We start from the raw sequence: 22,054 nt of genomic DNA on the forward strand, positions 1-22,054 counted from the left end.
TCATGCCAAAACAAAAAACACACCGTGCATCAGCAAAACGCTTTAAGCGTACAGGAAATGGTGGTTTGAAACGTTCAAACGCCTACACATCACATCGTTTCCACGGTAAAACAAAGAAGCAACGTCGTCAATTACGTAAAGCTTCAATGGTATCTGCTTCAGATATGAAACGTATCAAGCAAATGCTTTCTCAAATGAAATAAGAATATCTAAGATAAATATTATAAAGAAGAAAAGTTACTTAATTATGTAACTATACCTAGTATAAAGGTTGAATTTTTAAGGAGGAATTGTCATGCCACGTGTTAAAGGTGGATCTGTTACACGCCAACGTCGTAAGAAAATTATCAAATTAGCTAAAGGTTATCGCGGAGCAAAGCATATTCAATTCAAAGTTGCTAAGCAACAAGTTATGAAGTCATACCAATATGCATTCCGTGATCGTCGTAAGACAAAGTCTAACTTCCGTAAGTTATGGATTGCTCGTATTAATGCTGCTGCTCGTCAAAATGACATTAGCTACAGCAAGTTAATGCATGGTTTGAAGTTAGCTAATGTTGAAGTTAACCGTAAGATGTTAGCTGATTTAGCTATTACAGATGCAGCTGCATTTACAGCACTTGTTGATGAAGCAAAGAAAGCTTTAGCTGCTGAATAATTTAGTTTTTTAATTAAGTGAGAAGGTATTTTACCTTCTTGCTTTTTTTATATCCTTAAAATTACTTATAATTTTGTATAAACAGATTGCTCAGGGAAAATATGATATAATTTAAATTGATAAAATATTAGGAGAATTTTCAATGTTTAAAAGATTTATACCGACTTGGAAGATTGAATCTATTTATGATTTAACACCACAAGAAGTTAAAAATCATGGAATTAAAGCAATTTTAACGGATTTAGATAATACATTAATTGCTTGGAATAATCCAGATGGTACACCAGAACTCAGAAATTGGTTAAAAGTTATGAGAGAGGAATCTATACCAGTTATAGTTGTATCAAATAATAATCATAGGCGTATAAAAAGAGCGGTAGAACGTTTTGAACTTCCATTTGTCTCAAGGGCATTAAAGCCATTTGTTAGAGGAATAAATATTGCTAAGAAGAGATATAATTTAAAGAATAACGAAGTTGTTTTGGTCGGAGACCAATTAATGACAGATATTGCTGCTGCTAATAATGCTGGTATTAGGAGTATTCTAGTTAAACCTTTAGTTAAAAGTGATGCATGGAATACTAAGCCAAATAGGATGTTAGAAAAAATCATAAAAAATAATTTAATAAAAAATAATAAAATGGAAAAATCATGGAGGCATTCCTTAGATGACAGAAACTAATAATGAAATTTTATATTGTATTGGGTGTGGAGCTAAAATCCAATCTAAAAACCCAAATGAACTAGGGTATACACCAGAATCTGCTGTAAAAAAAGGGTTAGAGACAGAAGAGTTGTATTGTCAACGTTGTTTTAGATTGAGACACTATAATGAAATAGCAGATGTAAGTTTGACAGATGATGATTTTTTAAGATTACTAAATCAAATTGGTGAATCAGATTCATTGATTGTTAATGTTGTAGATATATTTGATTTTAATGGATCAGTTATCCCAGGACTACATAGATTTGTTGGTAAGAATGACGTTTTGTTAGTAGGTAATAAATCTGATTTGTTACCTAAGTCTTTAAAACGTTCACGGATTAAAGACTGGTTACGTCAAGAAGCTAATAAACAAGGTTTGAGACCTATAGATGTAGCACTAACTAGTGCAAGTAAAGGGTATGAAATTGATAATTTATTAGAATTAATTGATAAGTATCGTAAAGGCAGAGATGTATATGTAGTAGGTGTTACTAATGTTGGTAAGTCCACACTTATTAACCGTATAATTAAGCAACAAACAGGTATTTCTGAGTTAATTACAACTTCGCGTTTTCCAGGGACAACATTAGATAAAATTGAAATACCATTTGATGATGGTAAAAATTTGATAGATACACCGGGAATTATTCACAAGCAACAAATGGCTCATTATTTAACAGGAAAATCGTTAAAGTTTGCTTCTCCTCAAAAAGAAATCAAGCCTAAAGTTTATCAATTAAATGAAGGACAAACCATTTTCTTAGGGTCTTTAGCAAGATTTGATTATATTTCTGGCGGACGCACAAGTGTAATTGCATATTTTGATAATAATTTACCATTACATCGCACAAAGTTACAAAATGCTGATAAATTTTATGAAAAACATGCAGGAGAATTATTACAACCACCTACTAGAGAAGAATTGGAAAAAATGCCTAAACTAACCAGATTTGAATTTAAGATAAGTGAAAAAAGTGACTTAGTATTTTCAGGATTAGGTTGGATAAGTTTAAGTCCAAATACAATTGTTGCTGGTTGGGCTCCAGAAGGTGTAGGAGTATTAATAAGAAAAGCAATGATTTAAGTATAGAAAGAGATGTGTAATATGAAACTTAGAGGAAAACAAAAACGATATTTACGTAGTGAAGCTCATCATTTAAAACCTATTTTTCAAATTGGTAAAGATGGGTTGAGTGAAGTATGGTTAGATGAAGTTTTAAAAGCATTAGATAAAAGAGAATTATTAAAAGTTAATATTTTGCAAAATTCACTAGTGGAAGTTGAAGAGGTTAAAGAATTTATAGAGAATAATAGTGATGCACAAGTTATTCAAACAATAGGTAATGTGTTAGTTCTGTTTAAAAAGTCTGGTAAGGCTGAAAACCAAAAAATTTCAGTAAAAGTTGCAGAATTATAAAAATTAGAGGGATATACAATGGTTAAAACAATAACAATTCCTGAAATAAAAGTCATGGCTGAATTAATAACGAATATGAAACATAAGAGGGTAGGAATATTAGGTGGTACTTTTAATCCGCCACATCTAGGACATTTAATTATTGCAGAACAAGTAAAAAGCCAATTAAATTTAGATGAAGTAATGTTTATCCCCGATTACCAACCACCTCATATTGATAAAAAAACAGCTATTTCTGCTGAAAAGCGACTAAAAATGGTGAAACTTAGTACGATGGATGAGCCTGGATTTAAAGTTAGTGATATAGAGTTACGACGTAAAGGTGTAAGTTATACAATAGACACAATTAAGGAATTGAAATTGAAGAATCCAGAAGTAGACTATTATTTTATAATTGGTGGAGATATGGTTGAGTATCTACCAAAATGGCATAGAATAGAAGAACTAATTAAATTAGTAAAATTTGTTGGTGTTGGTAGACCTGGATATAGAAAGGAAAGTAAATATCCAATTATGTGGGTAGATGTTCCAATGACAGATATTAGTTCAACTTTAGTTAGACGAAATGTAAAGCAAGGATGTTCTATAAAATATTTAGTGACACCAGAAGTGGAAAACTATATACATGAAGAAGGTTTGTATCGTGAATAATCTAGATTTAGAATATACAGAGGGAATTTTTCCCGGAACGCGAGAAGAATTGGTAAAAAAAGTAAAAGAATCAGTAAAAGAGTCAAGATTTAAACATATACTTGGTGTAGAAAAATCAGCAATCGAATTAGCTAAGCAAAATGATTATAGTACAGAAAAAGCAAGTATTGCTGCTTTAGTACATGATTATGCTAAGGAAAGAACACCAGAAGAATTTAAAAAAACAATTTTAGATGAAAAATTGTCTAAAGATTTGCTAAATTGGAATAATTTTATTTGGCATGGTGTAGTTGGTGCAGAAATCATTAAAAATGAATTGCAAATTAAAAATGAAGAAATTTTAAATGCTGTTAGACGACATACTGTAGGTGATGTTGAGATGACAACTTTGGATAAGATTATATATGTTGCCGATTACATTGAAGAGGGACGCAGTTTTCCAGGAGTAAAGCTAGCTAGAACAATTGCTAAAGCAAATTTAGACGATGCTGTTAGTTATGAAACTAAACATGTTTTAGAATTTTTGTTAAGTCAGGATAAAGTTATCTACCCTAAAGCTATATTAACTTATAATAAATGGGTAGCAGAGTAATTATTTGAAAGGATTTTGATTAATGGATAGTAAGAAACTTTTAGAAATAGTTGTAAAAGCTGCTGATAGTAAGAGAGCAGAGGATACAGTAGCATTAGATGTTCAAGGAATTAGTATTTTAGCGGATTATTTTGTAATTACACAAGCTAATTCTGAACGACAAGTAAAGGCTATTGCTGATGCAGTTAAAGAACAAGTTTATGAAGCTGGTGCTGATGTTAAAGATATTGAAGGAAAAGATGGAGCAAACTGGATATTATTAGACTTAGGAGATGTAGTAGTTCATGTTTTCAAGACAGAAACTAGACAGTTTTATAATTTAGAAAAACTATGGTCTGATGCACCATTAGTAAATATTGCCGATTGGATAAAATAATATGATATATACAACGTTCGCCCAATTGTACGACAAATTAATGGATCCGCAAATGTATAAGGATTGGGTGTCTTATTTTGATAGATATGAATTTGAAAAAAATAGTAATATTTTAGATTTAGCATGTGGTTCTGGAAGATTTGCAGTGGAAATTGCAAAGAAGGGCTATGATGTAACCGGATTTGATTTATCTGAAGAAATGTTGTCATTAGCATATCAGCATTCATATGAAAAAAACATAGAATTAACATTAGTTGCTGGTGATATGCAAGATTTATCAGGTCTAGAAAAATATAATGTTGTAACTTGTTTTGCTGATTCTTTATGTTATTTACCTAATAAAAGAATATTAAAGAATGTATTTAGAGAAGTGAAACAACATTTAAAAAAAGATGGTGTTTTTTTGTTTGATGTAATAACGCCATATAAGACTGATAAAATATATCCAGGATATATGTATAATTACAGTGATGATGAGCAAACTTTTGTATGGACAACATACTTAGGAGAATATGAACATAGTGTTGAACATGATTTAACTTTTTTCATTTTTGATGAAAGTATTAATGCATATAAAAAAGTTAATGAACTTCATAAAGAAAGAACTTACGAATTAAGAGATTATATTGAATTGCTGAAAGAAGCTGGCTTTAATCAGATAGAAGTAAGTGCCGAATTTGGACGTGAAGATATAGAAAAACAAACTGAACGTTGGTTCTTTAAATGTAGTATTTAATAAGTGGTGATAGTAATGAAAATTATTGGTATTATAGCAGAATATAATCCATTTCATAATGGTCATCTATATCAAATAGAAAAAGTTAAAGAGATTTATCCGGAATCAATCATAATTGTTGCTATGAGTGGTAATTTTCTACAAAGAGGGGAGCCTGCAATTGTTGATAAGTGGGTAAGAGCAAGACAAGCATTGTTGAATGGTGTAGATGTAGTTGTAGAGATACCGATTGCTGGATGCGTACAACCTGCCGATAGATTTGCTGAGAATGGGGTACGAATATTAAGTAATATGGGATGTGAAGAACTTTTCTTTGGTGCTGAACATGCTGAGTATGATTTTATGACATATGCACAGTTGGTTCAAAATTTAGATAGTACTGAATTTTCAAAAAAAAATATATCTTATGCTGAAGCATTCCAAGAAGCTGTTGCGGCAAAAATAGGACATAATATAGATTCACCTAATGATGTCTTAGGCTTGGCATATGCTAAGGCAAATTTGAAATTTGGAAAAAAGTTAAAGTTAAATCCAATCTCTAGAAATGTTGCAGGTTATCATGATAAGTCTTTGTCTCCTGATAGTAATATCGCAAGTGCTACAGCAATCAGAAAAGTTTTGTTTTCTAAAGACCATAATTTAGTTGATAAGTATCTTCCTTCCTACCAAGATTTAAGGGATGAAAAATATGTTTCTTGGGATGATTTTTGGCCATTTCTAAGATATAAACTAATATCTAGTGATATTGATGAGTTAGCTAATATTTACGGGATGGCTGAAGGAATTCAATATAGAATGAAAAAGAAAGCTTTAGAACTAAAGACGGAAGCGACATTTGATGAATGGCTAAAAGCTGTTAAATCAAAAAGATTCACATACACTAGGCTAACAAGATTATCAGTTGCTACTTTAGTAGGAATGAAAGTTAATGATGTTAGTTTGTATAATAAATTTCCTTATGTGCATTTATTAGGATTTACGAAAAATGGACAGAAAGCTTTGAATATAATGAAGAAAAATAGTGAAATACCATTACTGGCTAAAATATCCCAACAAGATAAAGATGACTTTTATCATGTTGATTATAGAGCTGGGAAAATTTATCAATCTCAAAATTATAAAGAGCAAGATTTAAAAAGAGCCCCATTGATATTTTGAGGTGTCAAGGAAAAAACATTGACAAAGGTTTAAATGAAAGTTATAATCAAATTTGTTGCATTGGGAGGAATATAACATGAAATGGTCTTTAAAAGAGCTAAATCAAGCAAGTGAAGCTCCAATCCATTTTACAGAGAATTTAGATTTGAATGAAGCATTAAAATCTAGAAGATCTGATATTATAAAAGTTTCAACAGTACATGTTGATGGAATGTTTTCTGTCGACGAATTAGGAGTTTTAGGCTATATGAAGGTTAACTGTACAGTAACCTTACCTTCTAGTCGTTCATTTCAACCAGTCGATTTAGAACTTAATTTTGATGTAACAGAGCATTATTTAAGTCATTATAATCCGAATTTATCAAATTTTGAAGATACGGATGTCGTTATTGTATTAAAAGATGATATACTGAATCTTGCAGATGTTATAGAAGACAATATATTGTTACAAATTCCTATGCAGGTTTTATCTGTAGATGAGAAACGAGATGACGCGGTTATGCCGTCTGGTAATGACTGGAGTGTCATTCGTGAGGAACAGTTGCAGAAAAACAATCATAAGAAAGATAATATTGATCCAAGATTAGCTAAGTTAAAGAATTTCTTTGATGAAGATAAATAGTAATAGCTATTGCAAATTTTGTGAATAACAAGTAGAATCTTTCTTGGTAGATTTATTTATTGTTTTAAGGAGGTGTCTAATAATGGCTGTACCAGCACGTAGAACATCTAAAACTCGCAAGAGATTACGTCGCACACATTACAAGTTACAAGTACCTGGTATGAGTGCTTGCCCAAATTGTGGTGAATTACGTAAAGCACATCATGTATGCCCAAGTTGTGGATACTATGGTGACAAGGAAGTTGTAAAAACTAAGTAATCGAAATATTAATTAAGATTAAAGGGACCATGGCCCTTTAATAACTTGGATAACGCTTTTCTTTATTCAGAAAGAAAAGCGTTATTTTAATATTTACTAAATAAAAAGTACGATAAAATTTGAGATAATAATTTTATCGTACTTTTTTGAAAACTGGATTATTTTTTTGACACATCAATGTACTTAAAATCAGGATTAATAGATTTATCTAAACTATTGAATTGCTGTTCCATTTTTTCAATAATAATTTTCTGATTTTCATCGTTAATTTTCATTTTCCTATCTAAATAGATTGGATCTCCAAAAGCAACTGTAGTTTTTTTTCTAGTTAAAAGTCCTTTAAAGGTTAATGGCCCTTGATACACAGCAGGAACAATAGGAACTCCTGAAAGTTTAGCAATTAAAATTACTCCACCTTTTAGTTTTTGAGAATGTCTAGTTCCAGATGGAAACATGATAAGTGATAAATCTTTCTTTTTTAACCATTTAACAGGAGTTTTAATAACTGAAGGTCCAGGATTTTCTCGATTAACAGGAAAAGCATTGGCGTGTACAAGAATGAATCGTAATATAGGATTTTTGAATAATTCTTCTTTAGCCATAAAAGAGAATTTCTTTGGAGAAGCAGCTAATGCAAAATATAAAGGATCGAACCAAGTCCTATGTGGGCCGACTAAAATATAATTTCCAGTTGGAAGTTTTTCTTTATTTAAATATGTAGGTTTTCCATTAACAATGTAAACTATAATACGAACTATCACACGAATGAAAGAATAAAACATTGAGCGACAACCTTTCTATAATTTGTTATACTACTATCATATAGTATGAAAAAAATTTTTAAGTTGCAAGTAAAAAATGAGGTTTTATAATGCATGAGGATATATTACTATCTAATGAACGAATTGATCAATTGTATTCATCAAAGATAAAAATTATTCAAAGTAGCGAAGTTTTTTCTTTTTCAATAGATGCTGTTTTATTGGCTGACTTTGCAGACTCATTGAAGAAAAAGAATTCTAAGATAGTGGATCTATGTGCAGGAAATGGTGCAGTAGGTCTTTTTTTGAGTCAGAAAGTGAATGGAAAAATAATCCAAGTAGAGATTCAAAAAAGATTAGCTGATATGGCTAGAAGAAGTATATTACTGAATAATTTAGAAGATAAAATCACAATCTTAAATGAGGATTTAAATAATTTACAAGGTTTGATATCAAAAGATTCGGTTGATATGGTGGTATGTAATCCTCCGTATTTCGCTAATTTGGAAACAAGTAAAAAAAATCCTAATCAGTACTATGCTATTGCAAGACATGAAATTAAGGTAACTCTAGAACAAGTCATAGAAGTTACAAGTGGACTTTTGAAATTTGGTGGGAAGGCTAATTTTGTATATAGACCTGATAGGCTACTTGAAATGTTAGATTTAATGAGAAAACACAATATTGCTCCAAAAAAAATTCAATTAGTATATCCAAAAAAAGATAAGGAAGCTAATATTGTATTAGTTCAAGGTATAAAAGCAGGAAAAGATGGTGGGATTCGTTACCTTCCACCTATAATTGTGTCTGAAGATAATGGAAAATATACTAATGTTATAGAGGAACTTTTATATGGTAAAGGAAAATAGCTATTATTTCTATGTATTATTGTGTGCAGACAATACTTTATATGGAGGATTTACGACTGATTTAATTAGGAGATTAAATCAACATAATGATGGAGTAGGTGCTAAATACACAAGATTAAAAAAACGTAGACCAGTTGAAATGATTTATCATGAAAAATTTAGTTCTAAAAGTATGGCTTTAAAAAAAGAATATGCATTTAAGCATCAATCTAGAGAAAAGAAAAATAAATATTTAGTTGAACATGGTGTAGATAGAAATTTAATTGAATGATTAATAAAATCATTGCAATTCATACAATAATAAAGTATAATCTTTTAAGTGTGTAAGACACAATTCACACTGCATGCGATAGTTAAAAAGTTGCTCGTCAGAGTTTTTTAACAATTGAACATGTGGGAGGATAAAAAAACAAATTATTTGGAGGTAAATTGTAATGGCAGTTATTACCATGAAACAATTACTAGAAGCTGGTGTACATTTTGGTCACCAAACACGTCGTTGGAACCCTAAGATGAAGAAGTATATCTTTACAGAACGTAACGGTATCTACATCATTGACTTACAAAAAACAGTTAAGTTAATTGATGATGCATATGACTTCATTAAAGATGCTGCAAGTGATGACGGCGTAGTATTATTTGTTGGTACAAAGAAGCAAGCACAAGAAGCTATCGAAGAAGAAGCAAAGCGTGCAGGTCAATACTATGTTAACCATCGTTGGTTAGGTGGTACTTTGACTAACTGGAATACAATTCAAAAGCGTATTAAGAAGTTAAAAGAAATCAAAGCAATGGCTGAAGATGGTACTTTTGATCGCTTACCTAAGAAGGAAGTTGCTTTGTTAATTAAACAAAGAGATCGTTTAGAAAAATTCCTTGGTGGTATTGAAGATATGCCACGTATTCCTGATGTATTGTTCATCGTTGATCCTCGTAAAGAACGTATCGCTGTTAAGGAAGCTCAAAAGTTGAACATTCCTATTGTTGCTATGGTTGATACAAACGCTGATCCTGATGAAATTGATGTTAAGATTCCATCAAACGATGATGCAATTCGTGCAGTTCGTTTAATCACTTCTAAGATGGCAGATGCTATCATTGAAGGTCGTCAAGGTGAAGATGATGCACCTGTTACTGAAGATACATTTGAAAATACAGATGATCAAGTTGATTCAATCGAAGATATCGTTGAAGCTGTAGAAGGCGACAATGATAGCACAGATGCTGAATAGTTAGTTAACTTAGGCTGTCTCGAATTTGTGGGCAAATAGCCTCAGTTTGAGACAGCTTTTTTAGTAATTTTAATTTTAAGGAGGCCAATTAAGATGGCAAAGATTTCTGCTGCTCAAGTAAAAGAGTTACGTGATAAAACAGGCGTTGGTATGATGGACGCTAAAAAAGCTTTAGTTGCTGTAGAAGGTGACATGGAAAAAGCTATTGATTTCTTACGTGAAAAAGGTATGGCAAAAGCTGCTAAGAAGAGTGATCGTGTTGCTGCTGAAGGTTTAGCAAACGTTGCTGTAAATGGTAATAAGGCTGTTATTGTTGAAGTTAACGCTGAAACAGACTTTGTTGCACAAAATGATCAATTTAAAGCATTAGTAAAGCATATTGCAGACGTTATTGCTGAAAACACACCTGCTGATGTAGAAGCTGCTTTACAATTAAAGACAGATAAAGGTACTCTTAACGATGAATTAATTGAAGCTACACAAGTTATTGGTGAAAAGATTAGTTTACGTCGCTTTGAAGTTGTTGAAAAGGCAGACGCTGACAACTTTGGTGCATACTTACACGATGGTGGACGTATTGCTGTATTGTCAGTAGTAGAAGGTGCTGATGAAGCTACAGCTAAGGATGTTGCTATGCACGTTGCTGCTATTAATCCTAAGTATGTAAACCGTGATGAAGTTCCAGAAGCTGAAGTTGCACATGAAAAGGAAGTTCTTACAGAAGAAGCTAAGAATGAAGGTAAGCCAGAAAAAATCATTGAAAAAATGGTTGCTGGTCGCTTGAACAAGTTCTTTGCAGAAGTTGCATTGGATGATCAAGACTTTGTTAAGGATCCTGATTTAACAGTTGCAAAATATGTTGCTTCTAAGAATGGTAAGGTAAAATCTTTTGTTCGTTATGAAGTTGGCGAAGGTATCGAAAAGAAAGAAGAAAACTTTGCTGAAGAAGTAATGTCTCAAATTAAATAATATTTAATTTAGTTGCTGTAAATGTTGGTTTATCAACGTTTATGGCAATTTTTTTATACTTTTATATAGTATTAATAAGTTTATGTCGATTGTCGTATAGGAAATACTACTTAGTTAATGTTAAATAAAATAATAATTCAGCACTTGTAAAAGAATAATATTATGTTATAATCAAATTTTGTATAAATATAGTGATCAATTTTAAAATTAAGATTCTTTATAGCTAATGTATGGTATAATTACATGTGAAAGAATTTTGTAGGAAATTGTCAAAGGAGGGTTGGACATGCTGAGGAAAACAAAGAATTTTTTGAAGGCCAATGGAGTTTACTATGAAAAAGAACACGTTAATCCACTAATGGTTCCTGAGAGAGTTTATGTATTAAAATTTGGAATCGATGAAAAAACAATGAATAATCGCTTTATCGTCGAATATACGTATACATGGACTGGAAGAATTAAGATTAATAAGATTTCCTTACGTTTACATGGACAGCAACATCCGCGTGAATTCAGAAATGAGGCACAGTTGTTACAATATTTAAAGAAACATTCTAAGAGATATGTAAAAGGTAAAGAAATATCAAATAAAAAACGTAGTAAATAGTAAATGAACAATAATTAAATAAAAATCCGTTCAAGAACTTGTTAAAATTCTTGAACGGATTTTTTAATTTTCAGTATATAGTTTTAAATGTTCATCTCTAGATATTTTTCCCATGTCTAAAAGAGTATCAGCAATAGTATTGAGAACAAATTGACGATCTGATTTATTTTCTACAAAATCGTATTTATCGCCGTCTATTACTAGTAATGGGGATTTATCATAAGTACGTTCCCATTCGTCGTAGAATTCTAATAATCGTTTATAGTAATCTACTAAAGAAGGATCATTTGTAACCTGTTCATATTCACGTCCTCGTTTTTCAATACGCTTGATCATTGTAGGATAAGAAACTTTAATTAGAATCATCAAGTCTTTATGATTTTTAGGGGTTGCTAATTTAATTTCATCTAGCATATTTTTTAATAATTCTTGATAAATTTGATACTCTATTTGGGTTGCATTACCTAATTCTGTATTCATTCTCATGAACATAGCATCTTCATAAATAGATCTATCTAATATATTGTTATCCCCACGCATAGCTTCTTTTATCATTTTGAAACGACGATTTAAGAAGAAAGTTTGTAAAAGGTAAGTATAAGGATTGGTTACATCGGTAGCGCCAGCAGCTCTTTTTTTTGCTGCCAATTCATTTCCTTTATAAAATAGTGGTAAAACAGGATTATCAGTAACTGGTTCAAAGAAAGGTGTAGTATTTAATTCTTGAGATAATAATTTTGTTAAACTAGACTTTCCAGAACCAATAATTCCAGCTAAAGTTATCAAAAGTAATTCCTCCGTTAAAATAAACTTACATTTAATTTTACCTTAAGTAAAGCAATAATTCCAAAATATTATTATTTAATGATAAAGTTCGTGTTTTTGTGATATAAGGGTGTTTTTTATCACGTATTTAAAAATAAAATTCGAATTTTACTTTGACATCTAAGGCGCATTTTGCTATTCTATGTTTGTCTAGGAGGGATAATTTTGAAAAGAGAAGTAGCAATTGTAATGGGTAGTATTTCTGATTGGGATACTATGAAAGAGGCAGCTGAAATTTTAGAAAATTTTGGAGTAAACTATGATAAAAAAGTTATTTCAGCTCATAGAATGCCAAAAGAAATGTTCGTCTTTTCTGAAACTGCAAAGGATAAAGGGTTAAAAGTAATTATAGCTGGAGCTGGTGGTGCTGCACATCTTCCGGGAATGGTAGCAGCTAACACTATACTACCGGTTATTGGAGTCCCAGTTAAATCTCGTGCATTAAATGGAATGGATTCATTATTGTCGATTGTACAAATGCCAGCTGGAATTCCGGTAGCTACTACAGCAATTGGTGCTTCAGGTGCTAAGAATGCAGCATTATTGGCGTTGCAAATTTTGGGAATTAATGATGAAGAAATAGCTGAAAAATTAGTTTTATTTAGAAAAAAACAGCATGATGATGCAGAAAAGAGCGGTGAGCAACTTGGATAGTATGATAATGCAAGGAAAAACAATTGGAATTATCGGTGGAGGACAGTTAGGGCAAATGTTGTCATTTTCTGCAAAAAAAGCTGGAATGAGAGTTATAATCTTGGATCCTAATCCAGATTGCTCAGCGGGACAAGTTTCAGATGAACAGATTGTAGCACCTTATGATGATATAGACGCAATAGAGGAACTAGCTGATAAGGCCGATGTATTAACCTATGAATTTGAAAATGTTGATCTTAACGCATTAGAGAATGTTAGTAGCAAAGTAGAAATCCCTCAAGGTACGGAATTATTAAGAATTACTAAAGATAGAATAAGAGAAAAAACTTTTTTGCAAAAAAGTGGGTTAAAAGTAGCCCCATTTGCTGAGATAAATAAATTTTCAGATTTAGAAAAAGAGATAAATGAAATAGGTTATCCAGCAATCTTAAAAACATGCGAAGGAGGGTATGATGGTAAGGGACAATTAGTTCTCAATTCAGAAAAAGATTTAGTTGAAGCTGATGAAATTATAAAGTTAGGACAATGCATTTTAGAAGGAAAAATAAATTTTCAAATGGAATGTTCGGTAATGGTAGGAAGAAACCTTAGAGGTGAGATTACTGTATTTCCAGTAAGCGAAAATATCCATCGTAACCAGATATTACATGAAAGTATTGTACCAGCTAGAATTTCAAGTGAATTACAAGAAAAAGCAAAAGAAACAGCTGTAAAAGTAGCTGAAAGTTTGAATTTGTGTGGAATCTTAGGAATTGAAATGTTTATAGGCGAGGATAATGAGATTTACATAAATGAATTAGCACCTAGACCACATAATTCGGGACATTACTCAATAGAAGCATGTAATTTTTCACAGTTTGATATTCATAATAGAGCTATATGTAATTGGCCATTACCTAAAATTGAGCTATTAAAGCCAGTAGTGATGGTGAATGTTTTAGGACAACATGTTGAGAAAACACAAGAATTGATATCAAAAAAACCTACATGGCAATTCCATGATTACGGTAAAGGTGAAATTCGTGTTGATAGAAAAATGGGACATGTTACAATATTAACAGATGATATAAATAAAACACTTGATGAGATTGTATCAACTCATGTATGGGATTAAAGGAGAGTAAAATGATTTCACGTTATACACGTCCAGAAATGGCAGCAATTTGGAATGATGAAAAGAAATACGAATGTTGGTTAGCAGTTGAGTTAGCTGCGGATGAAGCTTGGGCAAAGCTTGGTCATATTCCTGATGAAGATGTTGAAAAATTAAAGAAAAATGCAAAGATAAATGTAGATCGTATTGCAGAAATAGAAGAAGTAACACATCATGATGTTATTGCATTTACGCGTGCTTTATCTGAGACATTAGGTGATGAAAAGAAATGGGTACATTATGGGTTGACGAGTACAGATGTCGTTGATACTGCCTATGGTTATCAATTAAAGCAAGTAAATGATATTTTACGTAAAGATTTACAAGAATTTAAAGAAATTGTTGCTCGTAAAGCTAAAAAGTATAAGAATACTGTTATGATGGGACGTACTCATGGAGTCCATGCAGAACCTACTACATTTGGCTTGAAATTAGCAAGATGGTATTCTGAGATTAATCGTGATATTGAACGTTTTGAACATGCTGCTAAAGGTGTAGAAGCTGGTAAAATTAGTGGTGCTGTTGGTACATTTGCAAATATTGATCCTTTTGTTGAAAAATATGTATGTGATAAATTAGGAATTAGAGCACAAGAAATTTCTAGTCAAGTTTTACCAAGAGATTTACATGCTGAATACTTATCTGCATTGGCTTTAATTGCTACAAGTTTGGAAGAATTTGCAACTGAAATTAGAGGATTGCAAAAATCTGAAACACGTGAAGTAGAAGAATATTTTGCAAAAGGTCAAAAGGGATCTTCTGCAATGCCACATAAGCGTAATCCTATTGGTTCTGAAAATATCTGCGGATTAGCTAGAGTTTGCCGAGGACATATGGTAACTGCCTTTGAAAATGTTTCTTTATGGCATGAACGTGATATCTCTCATTCATCAGCAGAAAGAATAATTTTACCTGATACTACAATTTTGATTGATTACATGTTACATCGTTTTGGAAAGATTGTTGAGAATTTAACAGTCTTCCCTGAAAATATGAAACGTAATATGGATAGAACATTCGGATTGATTTATAGTGGACGTGTACTTTTGAAATTAATCGATACAGGAATGAGTAGAGAAGAGGCATACGACTTAATTCAACCAAAAACTGCTGAATCTTGGGATAAGCAAGTTCCATTCCGTCCTTTGTTAGAGCAAGATGAAGAAATTTCTAAGCGTTTATCCAAAGAAGATTTAGATGATGCGTTTGATTATCATTGGCATTTACGTCATGTAGATGATATTTTTAAACGCGTGGGATTAGAATAATAAAATATATATTAACAGAAGTGTATTTTATAATATGCTTCTGTTTTTTTGGTTTAAAATACTTGTATTTTGAGATAATTATATGATAAAAGTAATTTGAAGGAAGTGATGAAATGTGTACAAGTGTTAGTGTTATTTCTGAAGATGGAACACATGTTATGGGAAGAACAATGGATTGGTATGATCTTTATGTGAAACCTATGTATGTTCCCAGGGGATATCAGTGGAAATCAGCATTTGATAATAAAAAATATATAAACAAATACGCTATAGTTGGTGGAGGTTTTCAAGATAATAATTATATTGATTTAAGTGATGGAGTTAATGAATGTGGGTTGATGGCCCAAAAATTGACATTTTCTAATGGAGCACAATTGGTTGATGATAAGCATGATGATAAAATCCAACTTGAAGCATATGAATTTGTTACTTATATACTTGGAAATTTTTCTTCAGTAACTGAAGTAGAAGAAAATATAGAGAAAATTGAACTAATGAGTAATGTAATTAATAATACAAAACATGGTGGATCAGAGTTACATTTTAGTCTTTCAGATGAGAGTGGACGAAATATTGTAGTTGAACCTAGTCAGCACCCAATGAGAATAATTGATAATCCTTTAGGGGTAGTAACTAATATGCCTAAATTTGAGCGTCAGTTGGCAAAATTAGAAAATTATATGGAATTTACTGATGAATTTAAAGAAAATTCGATTAAATATGGAAAATTTCATGTAACTACTGGAAAACTGGGTGGCAAGAAGACACCACCAGGATCTTACTCTCCAAGCCAAAGATTTATTCGTGCATCTTATTTAAAGGAACTTGTTGATATGCCTAAAACACGCGATGAAGCCGTATCGTTAGCATTTGGTATATTAGATACAGTTTCAATTCCTAAGAGTAAAGCACATAGACCGACGTATACAGTTTATAGAGCAGTTGCGGTATCAGAGGATAGGACTTATTATTATCAAGCAAATGGGCAAGCTACGGTTAGTGGAATTAAATTAGATGAAGAGCTAGTACAAAATACAGAACCGATAGTATTTAATGTATCGAATATATGGAATCCACAAATGTTAAGTTAATAAAAAAAGTTGCAGACTTCAAAATCTGCAACTAAAAATAAAAAAGATCAGGACAAAATCCTGATCTAACAATTATGAAATGATCCGGGTGAGATTCGAACTCACGACCGTTCGCTTAGAAGGCGAATGCTCTATCCAGCTGAGCTACCAGACCATCACAACAAAAATTATTATATGGTATATACTTATAAATGTCAATTGATTTTTTCTAAATAATAATATTTTTTGTTAGAAGAATATTTTTTAAATGATATTAGAAATGATTACTATAAATAGTTTTAAGTGTAACTTTAATGATAGGCATTTTTGTGGTAAAATGTTAAAATTGCAATGAGTAGAATTTAAGATATAATTTATTTGTCATTATTATATAGGAGTGTCGTATATGAGCAGAATTTTAATAATTGAGGACGAAAAAAATTTATCTCGTTTTGTTGAACTTGAATTACAACATGAAGGATACGAGACAGAAGTATGTAAAAATGGACGACAAGGTTTAGAATTGGCACTGGACGAAGATTGGGATGCCATTTTATTAGATTTAATGTTACCTGAATTAAATGGTTTGGAAGTTTGTCGTCGTGTTCGTCAAGTGAAGAATACACCAATTATCATGATGACTGCAAGAGATTCAGTTATCGACAGAGTTTCAGGTCTAGATCATGGGGCAGATGACTATATTGTAAAACCATTTGCTATTGAAGAATTACTAGCAAGATTAAGAGCCGTTTTGCGTCGTGTAGAGCTAGAAAATGAACAAAATGGAAATAAACAAACAACACTAACATATCGCGACTTAACTATTGAAAAGGAAAATAGAGTTGTAAGACGTGGAGATGAAATCATAGAATTAACTAAGAGAGAGTATGAACTACTATTAACGTTGATGGAAAATATAAATGTTGTTTTAGCTAGAGATACACTTTTGAAGAAAGTATGGGGATATGAAACACAAATAGAAACAAATGTTGTGGATGTTTATATCCGTTATTTACGTAATAAGATTGATCGTCCTGGAGAAGACAGCTATATCCAAACAGTTCGTGGTACTGGATATGTAATGCGTTCCTAAAAATTAAGGTGTTGATAATATGGAAACGACGAATGAAAAGAAAAAGAAAAAGTTTTTTTCGATTAACTTAAAATGGTCGTTGGGAACAGGTCTAGGTGTTGTTATAATTTTTGCCGTTTTTGCAACACTTTTATTTCAAAGTTTTTCCAGTCTTTTAATAAGACAAGAAAAGGGACATTCAGAAGAGGCGATGAATGCTGTAACTTTAAGGTTAGCGCAATCTAATAGTACACTTACAGATACTGGTGTAAGGGATATTCTTAGCTCTTCTTGGAATGATGATATTCAGAATAGGAAACAAGCAGCAATATATTCTGATTCTGTTTTGACTGCAACTTCAGGAAAAAATATAGGAATTAGTGTTTATAGTGTTAATAAAGAATTGCTATTTGCTTCTAGAGGAGTATTAGTAGATTTTTCTAGCAAAAATAAACAAAAAATCACGAAAATCAATGGACAAACTGTATATATAGTTAGAAGACCTGTTTATTCAAATAAAAGTAATAAATTAATTGGATATGTACAAGTCACTAATAAATTAGTAGATTACGATGCTACTAGACATAAGTTAATATTGATATTTATTGTTTTTGGTGTAACTGCTGGGTTAGCTAGTGCTTTAGTTGGATATGTACTTTCAGCATGGTTATTAAGACCAATAGAACTTATAAATGAAACAATTGGTAAAATAAATACAGATGATGAAAGAGACTCCTTAGCTAACGTTAGAGTTCCGATTCTAAATCAAAATGATGAACTATCAGAATTAAGCAATTTATTTAATGATATGCTTGATAGAATGGAAAGATACATTCAACAACAACAACAATTTGTAGAAGATGTATCGCATGAATTGAGAACACCTGTGGCGATTATTCAAGGACATTTGGACTTATTAAGTAGATGGGGCAAGGATGATCCACAGATATTGGAAGAATCTATTTCAGCATCATTACAGGAAATAACAAGAATGAAAAGTTTAGTTCAGGAAATGTTAGATTTATCTAGAGCAGAACAAGTAGAGTTGCAATTTGGTAATGAAGTTAGCGATGCAAGAGAAGTAGGATTACAAGTATTCAATAATTTCAAGATGATACATCCAGATTTTACATTTGTTTTGGATAATGATTTAAAAAATAATACACCAGTAAAAATTTATAGAAATCATTTGGAACAAGTGTTAATTATTCTGATGGATAATGCAGTAAAATATTCTCAAGATAGAAAAGAAGTTCATATGTCAATTTCGAAGAATAGTAAGTTGGTTGAATTTGTTGTTCAAGATTTTGGGGTTGGAATTTCACAGGAAAATATAGATAAGATCTTTGATAGGTTTTATCGAGTTGATAAGGCACGTAGCCGAGATAAGGGTGGTAATGGACTTGGATTGTCAATTGCTAGAAAGTTAGTTGAAGGCTATCATGGATCTATGTCTGTTGAGAGTGTCGAAGGACAGGGTTCCTTATTTAGAATTTCTTTACCATTGGTAGACTTAGATAATAAAAAATAAGAAGTATGGCAAGTAAGTCATACTTCTTATTTTTTATATAGCTTTAAGAATGAAATTGGTTAAAAAAGAGGCTAGGGGAAAACCATATTTTTAGATGAATTTTAGAAAATAGTTATATTAAAAGCCGCTAGGAATCAATGTTTTTAGTAACGTGATTTCTAGCGGCTTTTTCTAGTCTCGATATAAAAAGTTATATTTGATCATTTCTTACGATTTTGCTTACCAGCGTTTCTTTTACGATTTTTTTCATGCATATCCTTAGAAACTGAGGTTACTTTCTTTTCATCATCAGTCTTCTTTACAGGTGATTCAACGGTAACTTCTTTAATTGGTTTATTTTTCAGCTCTTTTTTAATATCCTTACGAATTCTAGGACGCATGAAATTAATAATTAGAGTTTGAATGCAAGCAAAAATACCACCAATAAAGAAATACAATCCTAAACCAGCAGGGGAAATGTATGTCATTCCAGTTAGCATTACTGGAGATACAATAATCATTGATTGCATTTGCTTTTTTTGTTCTTCAGGTAGTCCTAATGTAGACAACCAACCTTGTAAAGCATAAATAACAAATGTTAGCACAACAAAAGTAAAACTTCTATGACCTAAGTTAATTCCCATAAAAGTTGTCTTAGATAACTCAGGAGAATATTGTATTGCCGCATATAAAGCAGCGAAGATAGGCATTTGTATAAGTAATGGAAGACAACCAATTCCACCAACCATAGAAATATTATTTTCTTGGTAAAGTTTCATCATAGCTTGGCTAGCAGCATTTCTCTCTTCAGGAGTCTTGGCATTTTTTTGCTGCTCTTGAATTTTAGCAAGTTGAGGTCTAATCATTGCAATTTTTTCTTGTTGAATGGTTGCTTTTTTAGATTGATTAATCATAATAGGCATCATAATTAATCGAACAATGAAAGTAATAACTATGATTGACCAGCCATAGCTTCCACCTAGAACACCGGATAGCCATTCCAATAAATGTTGAGTAGGTATAGCTAATTTTTCGTAAATGAATCCATAGGGTTTTCCATCCTTGGTTCTTTGTACACAACCACTTAATAATAGAGCGATTGTGAGAAATGAAGGTAATAGTATGTATTTTTTATTTTTATTCATTAATAATTCCCTTTCATATTTATTCTGTAGAATACTATACTTGATTAAACGTTTTTTTTCAATATAAAAATAAACAAGCGGATACAGTGAAACGCTTGTTTAAACAACTAATAAGTTACAGAAAAGTCATTATATGTTTTTACAGGAATTTCTGAAACTTCAATTTTTGTAACTTTAGCAAATGGATTTTTTGGAGCTTTTATAGAAGATATGAATTGCGATAATAATAGACTATTTCCCTGTGCTTCAATATAAACAGTTCCATCGCTTTGGTTACGTACAATTCCCTTAATACCCATATTATCAGCGATAGCTTTAGTTGTATAACGGAATCCAACACCTTGGACGGTACCGAAAACAATAATCTTATAATTTTTCAAACTTATCACCACCTGTTATCATTATACTAAAAAATAAGACATGAACGTTTAATAACCTTAAAAAACGTGATAACATAAGTTAGATAACTAATTGAAAGTAGAGTGTATATTGATGGATATAGGAATTGATAAAATTAATTTTTTTACTTCTAATTTATACGTAGATATGACTGAACTAGCAATTGCCAGAAATGAGGATCCAGATAAATATCTTATAGGTATAGGTCAAAGTAAAATGGCAGTAATTCCACATACTCAAGATATAGTTACGATGGGTGCGAATGCTGCAGAATCTATGCTCACAAATGAAGATAAAGAAAGCATTGATTTGGTAATTGTGGGGACAGAATCAGGAATAGATAATTCTAAATCAGCAGCTGCTTATATTGCTGATTTGTTAGGTCTAAGAGATGATATTAGAACTTTTGAAATAAAGCAAGCATGTTATGGTGCAACAGCTGCGTTACAAATGGCTAAAGCACAAGTTGCGTTAAATCCGGATAGTAAAGCGTTAATTATAGGTGCAGATATTGCTAAATACGGATTGAATACTCCTGGTGAAGTAACACAAGGTGGTGGAGCAGTTGCAATGTTAGTTAGTGCTAATCCTAAATTATTGTCATTTGAAGGAGGTTCGACATATCTATCACGTAATATAATGGACTTTTGGAGACCTCTTGGACATAGCGAGGCTTTAGTTGACGGAAAATATTCATCAAACGTATATTTAGACTTTTTTAATAATGTTTATAGTAATTATAAAGATAAGACTGGATTTACTATTGATAATTTTGAAGCTCTTTTATTTCATTTGCCATATACTAAAATGGGATTAAAAGCATTACGAGAAGCACAAAAAGATGCAGATGCTAAAGTGTCAGCTAAATTAGCTCATAGATTTGAAGATTCACGCTTGTACAATCGACAAGTAGGCAATTTGTATACGGGTTCCTTATATTTAAGCCTATTATCATTATTAGAAAACAATGATGATTTAAAATCTGGTGACAGATTAGGTCTATTTAGTTATGGTTCTGGAGCACAGGGAGAATTCTTTGCTATGCTTTTGAGAAAGGATTATCGTAAATATTTAATGAATACAACAAATGAGTTTCTACAAAAAAGAACACGTATTTCTGTCGAAGAGTACGAAAAAATTTATTTAAGGAGCTTACATTATGAAAATAATAGTGAATTAGATTTAGATATGGATGATGCTCAATTTGTTTTAACAGGCATAAAGGAAAATCAAAGACAATATAAAAATAGAATTTAAATAATTTTTATTCTAATCTTAATTATGTCAAGCTTTAGAACTAAAGGAATATTTGGTAAAATAAGATTATAGTTTTATTTAAAAATTA

28 protein-coding genes and 1 tRNA gene are annotated in these 22,054 nt (G+C 31.4%); 24 read left to right on the forward strand and 5 right to left on the reverse strand.

The window, feature by feature from the left end; genetic code table 11:
• Positions 1-2 precede the first annotated feature (2 nt).
• The 12 genes from rpmI (at position 3) to rpmF (ending at position 7,175) form a co-directional block, all read left to right on the forward strand.
• Positions 3-203 (forward strand): 50S ribosomal protein L35, encoded by a 201-nt coding sequence (gene rpmI / locus FC55_RS02595; protein WP_003699793.1) that lies wholly within the window; start codon positions 3-5, stop codon positions 201-203.
• 92 nt (positions 204-295) lie between these two features.
• Entirely contained in the window at positions 296-658 is a 363-nt protein-coding gene (gene rplT / locus FC55_RS02600; protein ID WP_003699795.1) for a 50S ribosomal protein L20, read from the forward strand.
• A gap of 142 nt (positions 659-800) precedes the next feature.
• A complete protein-coding gene (locus FC55_RS02605) occupies positions 801-1,340 on the forward strand; it encodes a YqeG family HAD IIIA-type phosphatase (protein WP_003699796.1) in 540 nt (179 codons plus the stop codon).
• A complete protein-coding gene (gene yqeH, locus FC55_RS02610; protein WP_003699798.1) occupies positions 1,327-2,448 on the forward strand; it encodes a ribosome biogenesis GTPase YqeH in 1,122 nt (373 codons plus the stop codon). Before FC55_RS02605 ends, yqeH begins: the two co-directional genes overlap by 14 nt.
• Positions 2,449-2,469: 21 nt before the next feature.
• Positions 2,470-2,781, forward strand: coding sequence for a ribosome assembly RNA-binding protein YhbY (gene yhbY, locus FC55_RS02615; RefSeq protein WP_003699799.1), 312 nt, complete (start codon positions 2,470-2,472; stop codon positions 2,779-2,781).
• 18 nt (positions 2,782-2,799) lie between these two features.
• Positions 2,800-3,432: a nicotinate-nucleotide adenylyltransferase gene (locus tag FC55_RS02620; RefSeq protein WP_003699801.1), complete on the forward strand. Its 633-nt coding sequence runs from the start codon at positions 2,800-2,802 to the stop codon at positions 3,430-3,432.
• Positions 3,425-4,024 (forward strand): bis(5'-nucleosyl)-tetraphosphatase (symmetrical) YqeK, encoded by a 600-nt coding sequence (gene yqeK, locus FC55_RS02625; RefSeq protein ID WP_081036599.1) that lies wholly within the window; start codon positions 3,425-3,427, stop codon positions 4,022-4,024. The genes FC55_RS02620 and yqeK overlap by 8 nt, the downstream gene beginning before the upstream one ends.
• Before the next feature lie 22 nt (positions 4,025-4,046).
• On the forward strand, positions 4,047-4,400 hold the full coding sequence (gene rsfS / locus FC55_RS02630) for a ribosome silencing factor (protein ID WP_003699805.1): 354 nt from the start codon (positions 4,047-4,049) through the stop codon (positions 4,398-4,400).
• 1 nt (position 4,401) lies between these two features.
• The gene (locus tag FC55_RS02635; RefSeq protein WP_003699806.1) at positions 4,402-5,136 is read left to right on the forward strand and encodes a class I SAM-dependent DNA methyltransferase; all 735 of its coding nucleotides are present in this window, start codon (positions 4,402-4,404) and stop codon (positions 5,134-5,136) included.
• Positions 5,137-5,151: 15 nt separating this feature from the next.
• Entirely contained in the window at positions 5,152-6,294 is a 1,143-nt protein-coding gene (locus FC55_RS02640; protein WP_003709850.1) for a nucleotidyltransferase, read from the forward strand.
• Positions 6,295-6,370: 76 nt separating this feature from the next.
• Positions 6,371-6,916, forward strand: a complete 546-nt coding sequence (locus FC55_RS02645; protein WP_003699809.1) for a YceD family protein — start codon at positions 6,371-6,373, stop codon at positions 6,914-6,916.
• Positions 6,917-6,998: 82 nt separating this feature from the next.
• Positions 6,999-7,175: a 50S ribosomal protein L32 gene (rpmF, locus tag FC55_RS02650; RefSeq protein ID WP_003699811.1), complete on the forward strand. Its 177-nt coding sequence runs from the start codon at positions 6,999-7,001 to the stop codon at positions 7,173-7,175.
• A gap of 158 nt (positions 7,176-7,333) precedes the next feature.
• On the opposite strand, the gene FC55_RS02655 is transcribed toward rpmF, so the two are convergent.
• Complete coding sequence (locus FC55_RS02655) at positions 7,334-7,957, reverse strand: lysophospholipid acyltransferase family protein (protein WP_003699812.1); 624 nt, start codon at positions 7,955-7,957, stop codon at positions 7,334-7,336.
• Between the two features lie 89 nt (positions 7,958-8,046).
• Here FC55_RS02655 and FC55_RS02660 point away from each other — a divergent pair, with 89 nt between their 5' ends.
• From FC55_RS02660 to FC55_RS02680, 5 genes are all read left to right on the forward strand, one after another.
• Positions 8,047-8,805, forward strand: a complete 759-nt coding sequence (locus FC55_RS02660) for a tRNA1(Val) (adenine(37)-N6)-methyltransferase (RefSeq protein ID WP_003699813.1) — start codon at positions 8,047-8,049, stop codon at positions 8,803-8,805.
• Positions 8,789-9,076 (forward strand): GIY-YIG nuclease family protein, encoded by a 288-nt coding sequence (locus tag FC55_RS02665; protein ID WP_003699814.1) that lies wholly within the window; start codon positions 8,789-8,791, stop codon positions 9,074-9,076. Before FC55_RS02660 ends, FC55_RS02665 begins: the two co-directional genes overlap by 17 nt.
• 163 nt (positions 9,077-9,239) lie before the next feature.
• Positions 9,240-10,037: a 30S ribosomal protein S2 gene (rpsB, locus tag FC55_RS02670; RefSeq protein WP_003699815.1), complete on the forward strand. Its 798-nt coding sequence runs from the start codon at positions 9,240-9,242 to the stop codon at positions 10,035-10,037.
• Positions 10,038-10,130: 93 nt separating this feature from the next.
• Positions 10,131-11,006, forward strand: a complete 876-nt coding sequence (gene tsf / locus FC55_RS02675; protein ID WP_003699817.1) for a translation elongation factor Ts — start codon at positions 10,131-10,133, stop codon at positions 11,004-11,006.
• Between the two features lie 286 nt (positions 11,007-11,292).
• Positions 11,293-11,613 carry a hypothetical protein gene (locus tag FC55_RS02680; protein WP_003699818.1) on the forward strand — a complete coding sequence of 107 codons (321 nt, stop codon included), beginning with the start codon at positions 11,293-11,295 and terminating at the stop codon, positions 11,611-11,613.
• A gap of 63 nt (positions 11,614-11,676) precedes the next feature.
• Here FC55_RS02680 and FC55_RS02685 read toward each other — a convergent pair whose 3' ends face one another.
• Positions 11,677-12,399: a deoxynucleoside kinase gene (locus FC55_RS02685; protein ID WP_003699820.1), complete on the reverse strand. Its 723-nt coding sequence runs from the start codon at positions 12,397-12,399 to the stop codon at positions 11,677-11,679.
• 204 nt (positions 12,400-12,603) lie between these two features.
• Here FC55_RS02685 and purE point away from each other — a divergent pair, with 204 nt between their 5' ends.
• The 4 genes from purE to FC55_RS02705 all read left to right on the forward strand — a co-directional run bounded on the left by purE (position 12,604) and on the right by FC55_RS02705 (position 16,604).
• Entirely contained in the window at positions 12,604-13,092 is a 489-nt protein-coding gene (gene purE, locus FC55_RS02690) for a 5-(carboxyamino)imidazole ribonucleotide mutase (protein ID WP_014568261.1), read from the forward strand.
• A gap of 1 nt (position 13,093) precedes the next feature.
• Positions 13,094-14,206: a 5-(carboxyamino)imidazole ribonucleotide synthase gene (gene purK / locus FC55_RS02695; RefSeq protein WP_003699823.1), complete on the forward strand. Its 1,113-nt coding sequence runs from the start codon at positions 13,094-13,096 to the stop codon at positions 14,204-14,206.
• 11 nt (positions 14,207-14,217) lie between these two features.
• On the forward strand, positions 14,218-15,513 hold the full coding sequence (gene purB / locus FC55_RS02700; RefSeq protein WP_003708065.1) for an adenylosuccinate lyase: 1,296 nt from the start codon (positions 14,218-14,220) through the stop codon (positions 15,511-15,513).
• A gap of 113 nt (positions 15,514-15,626) precedes the next feature.
• A complete protein-coding gene (locus FC55_RS02705; RefSeq protein WP_003699826.1) occupies positions 15,627-16,604 on the forward strand; it encodes a choloylglycine hydrolase family protein in 978 nt (325 codons plus the stop codon).
• An 80-nt stretch (positions 16,605-16,684) separates the two neighbouring features.
• Here FC55_RS02705 and FC55_RS02710 read toward each other — a convergent pair.
• Positions 16,685-16,758 (reverse strand) — tRNA-Arg (locus FC55_RS02710).
• A 231-nt stretch (positions 16,759-16,989) separates the two neighbouring features.
• Between FC55_RS02710 and FC55_RS02715 the strand changes: the two genes are divergently transcribed.
• Together FC55_RS02715 and FC55_RS02720 are read left to right on the forward strand one after the other, a co-directional pair.
• On the forward strand, positions 16,990-17,676 hold the full coding sequence (locus tag FC55_RS02715; RefSeq protein ID WP_003699827.1) for a response regulator transcription factor: 687 nt from the start codon (positions 16,990-16,992) through the stop codon (positions 17,674-17,676).
• Between the two features lie 19 nt (positions 17,677-17,695).
• Positions 17,696-19,186 (forward strand): HAMP domain-containing sensor histidine kinase, encoded by a 1,491-nt coding sequence (locus tag FC55_RS02720; protein WP_003699829.1) that lies wholly within the window; start codon positions 17,696-17,698, stop codon positions 19,184-19,186.
• Positions 19,187-19,386: 200 nt separating this feature from the next.
• Here FC55_RS02720 and yidC read toward each other — a convergent pair whose 3' ends face one another.
• Both yidC and FC55_RS02730 read right to left on the reverse strand, forming a co-directional pair.
• A complete protein-coding gene (yidC, locus tag FC55_RS02725) occupies positions 19,387-20,310 on the reverse strand; it encodes a membrane protein insertase YidC (protein ID WP_003699830.1) in 924 nt (307 codons plus the stop codon).
• A gap of 107 nt (positions 20,311-20,417) precedes the next feature.
• Positions 20,418-20,690: an acylphosphatase gene (locus FC55_RS02730; protein WP_003705923.1), complete on the reverse strand. Its 273-nt coding sequence runs from the start codon at positions 20,688-20,690 to the stop codon at positions 20,418-20,420.
• A 112-nt stretch (positions 20,691-20,802) separates the two neighbouring features.
• Between FC55_RS02730 and FC55_RS02735 the strand changes: the two genes are divergently transcribed.
• On the forward strand, positions 20,803-21,966 hold the full coding sequence (locus FC55_RS02735) for a hydroxymethylglutaryl-CoA synthase (protein WP_003699832.1): 1,164 nt from the start codon (positions 20,803-20,805) through the stop codon (positions 21,964-21,966).
• Positions 21,967-22,054 lie beyond the last annotated feature (88 nt).

Source organism: Ligilactobacillus salivarius DSM 20555 = ATCC 11741, assembly GCF_001435955.1.
GTDB classification, from domain to species: domain Bacteria; phylum Bacillota; class Bacilli; order Lactobacillales; family Lactobacillaceae; genus Ligilactobacillus; species Ligilactobacillus salivarius.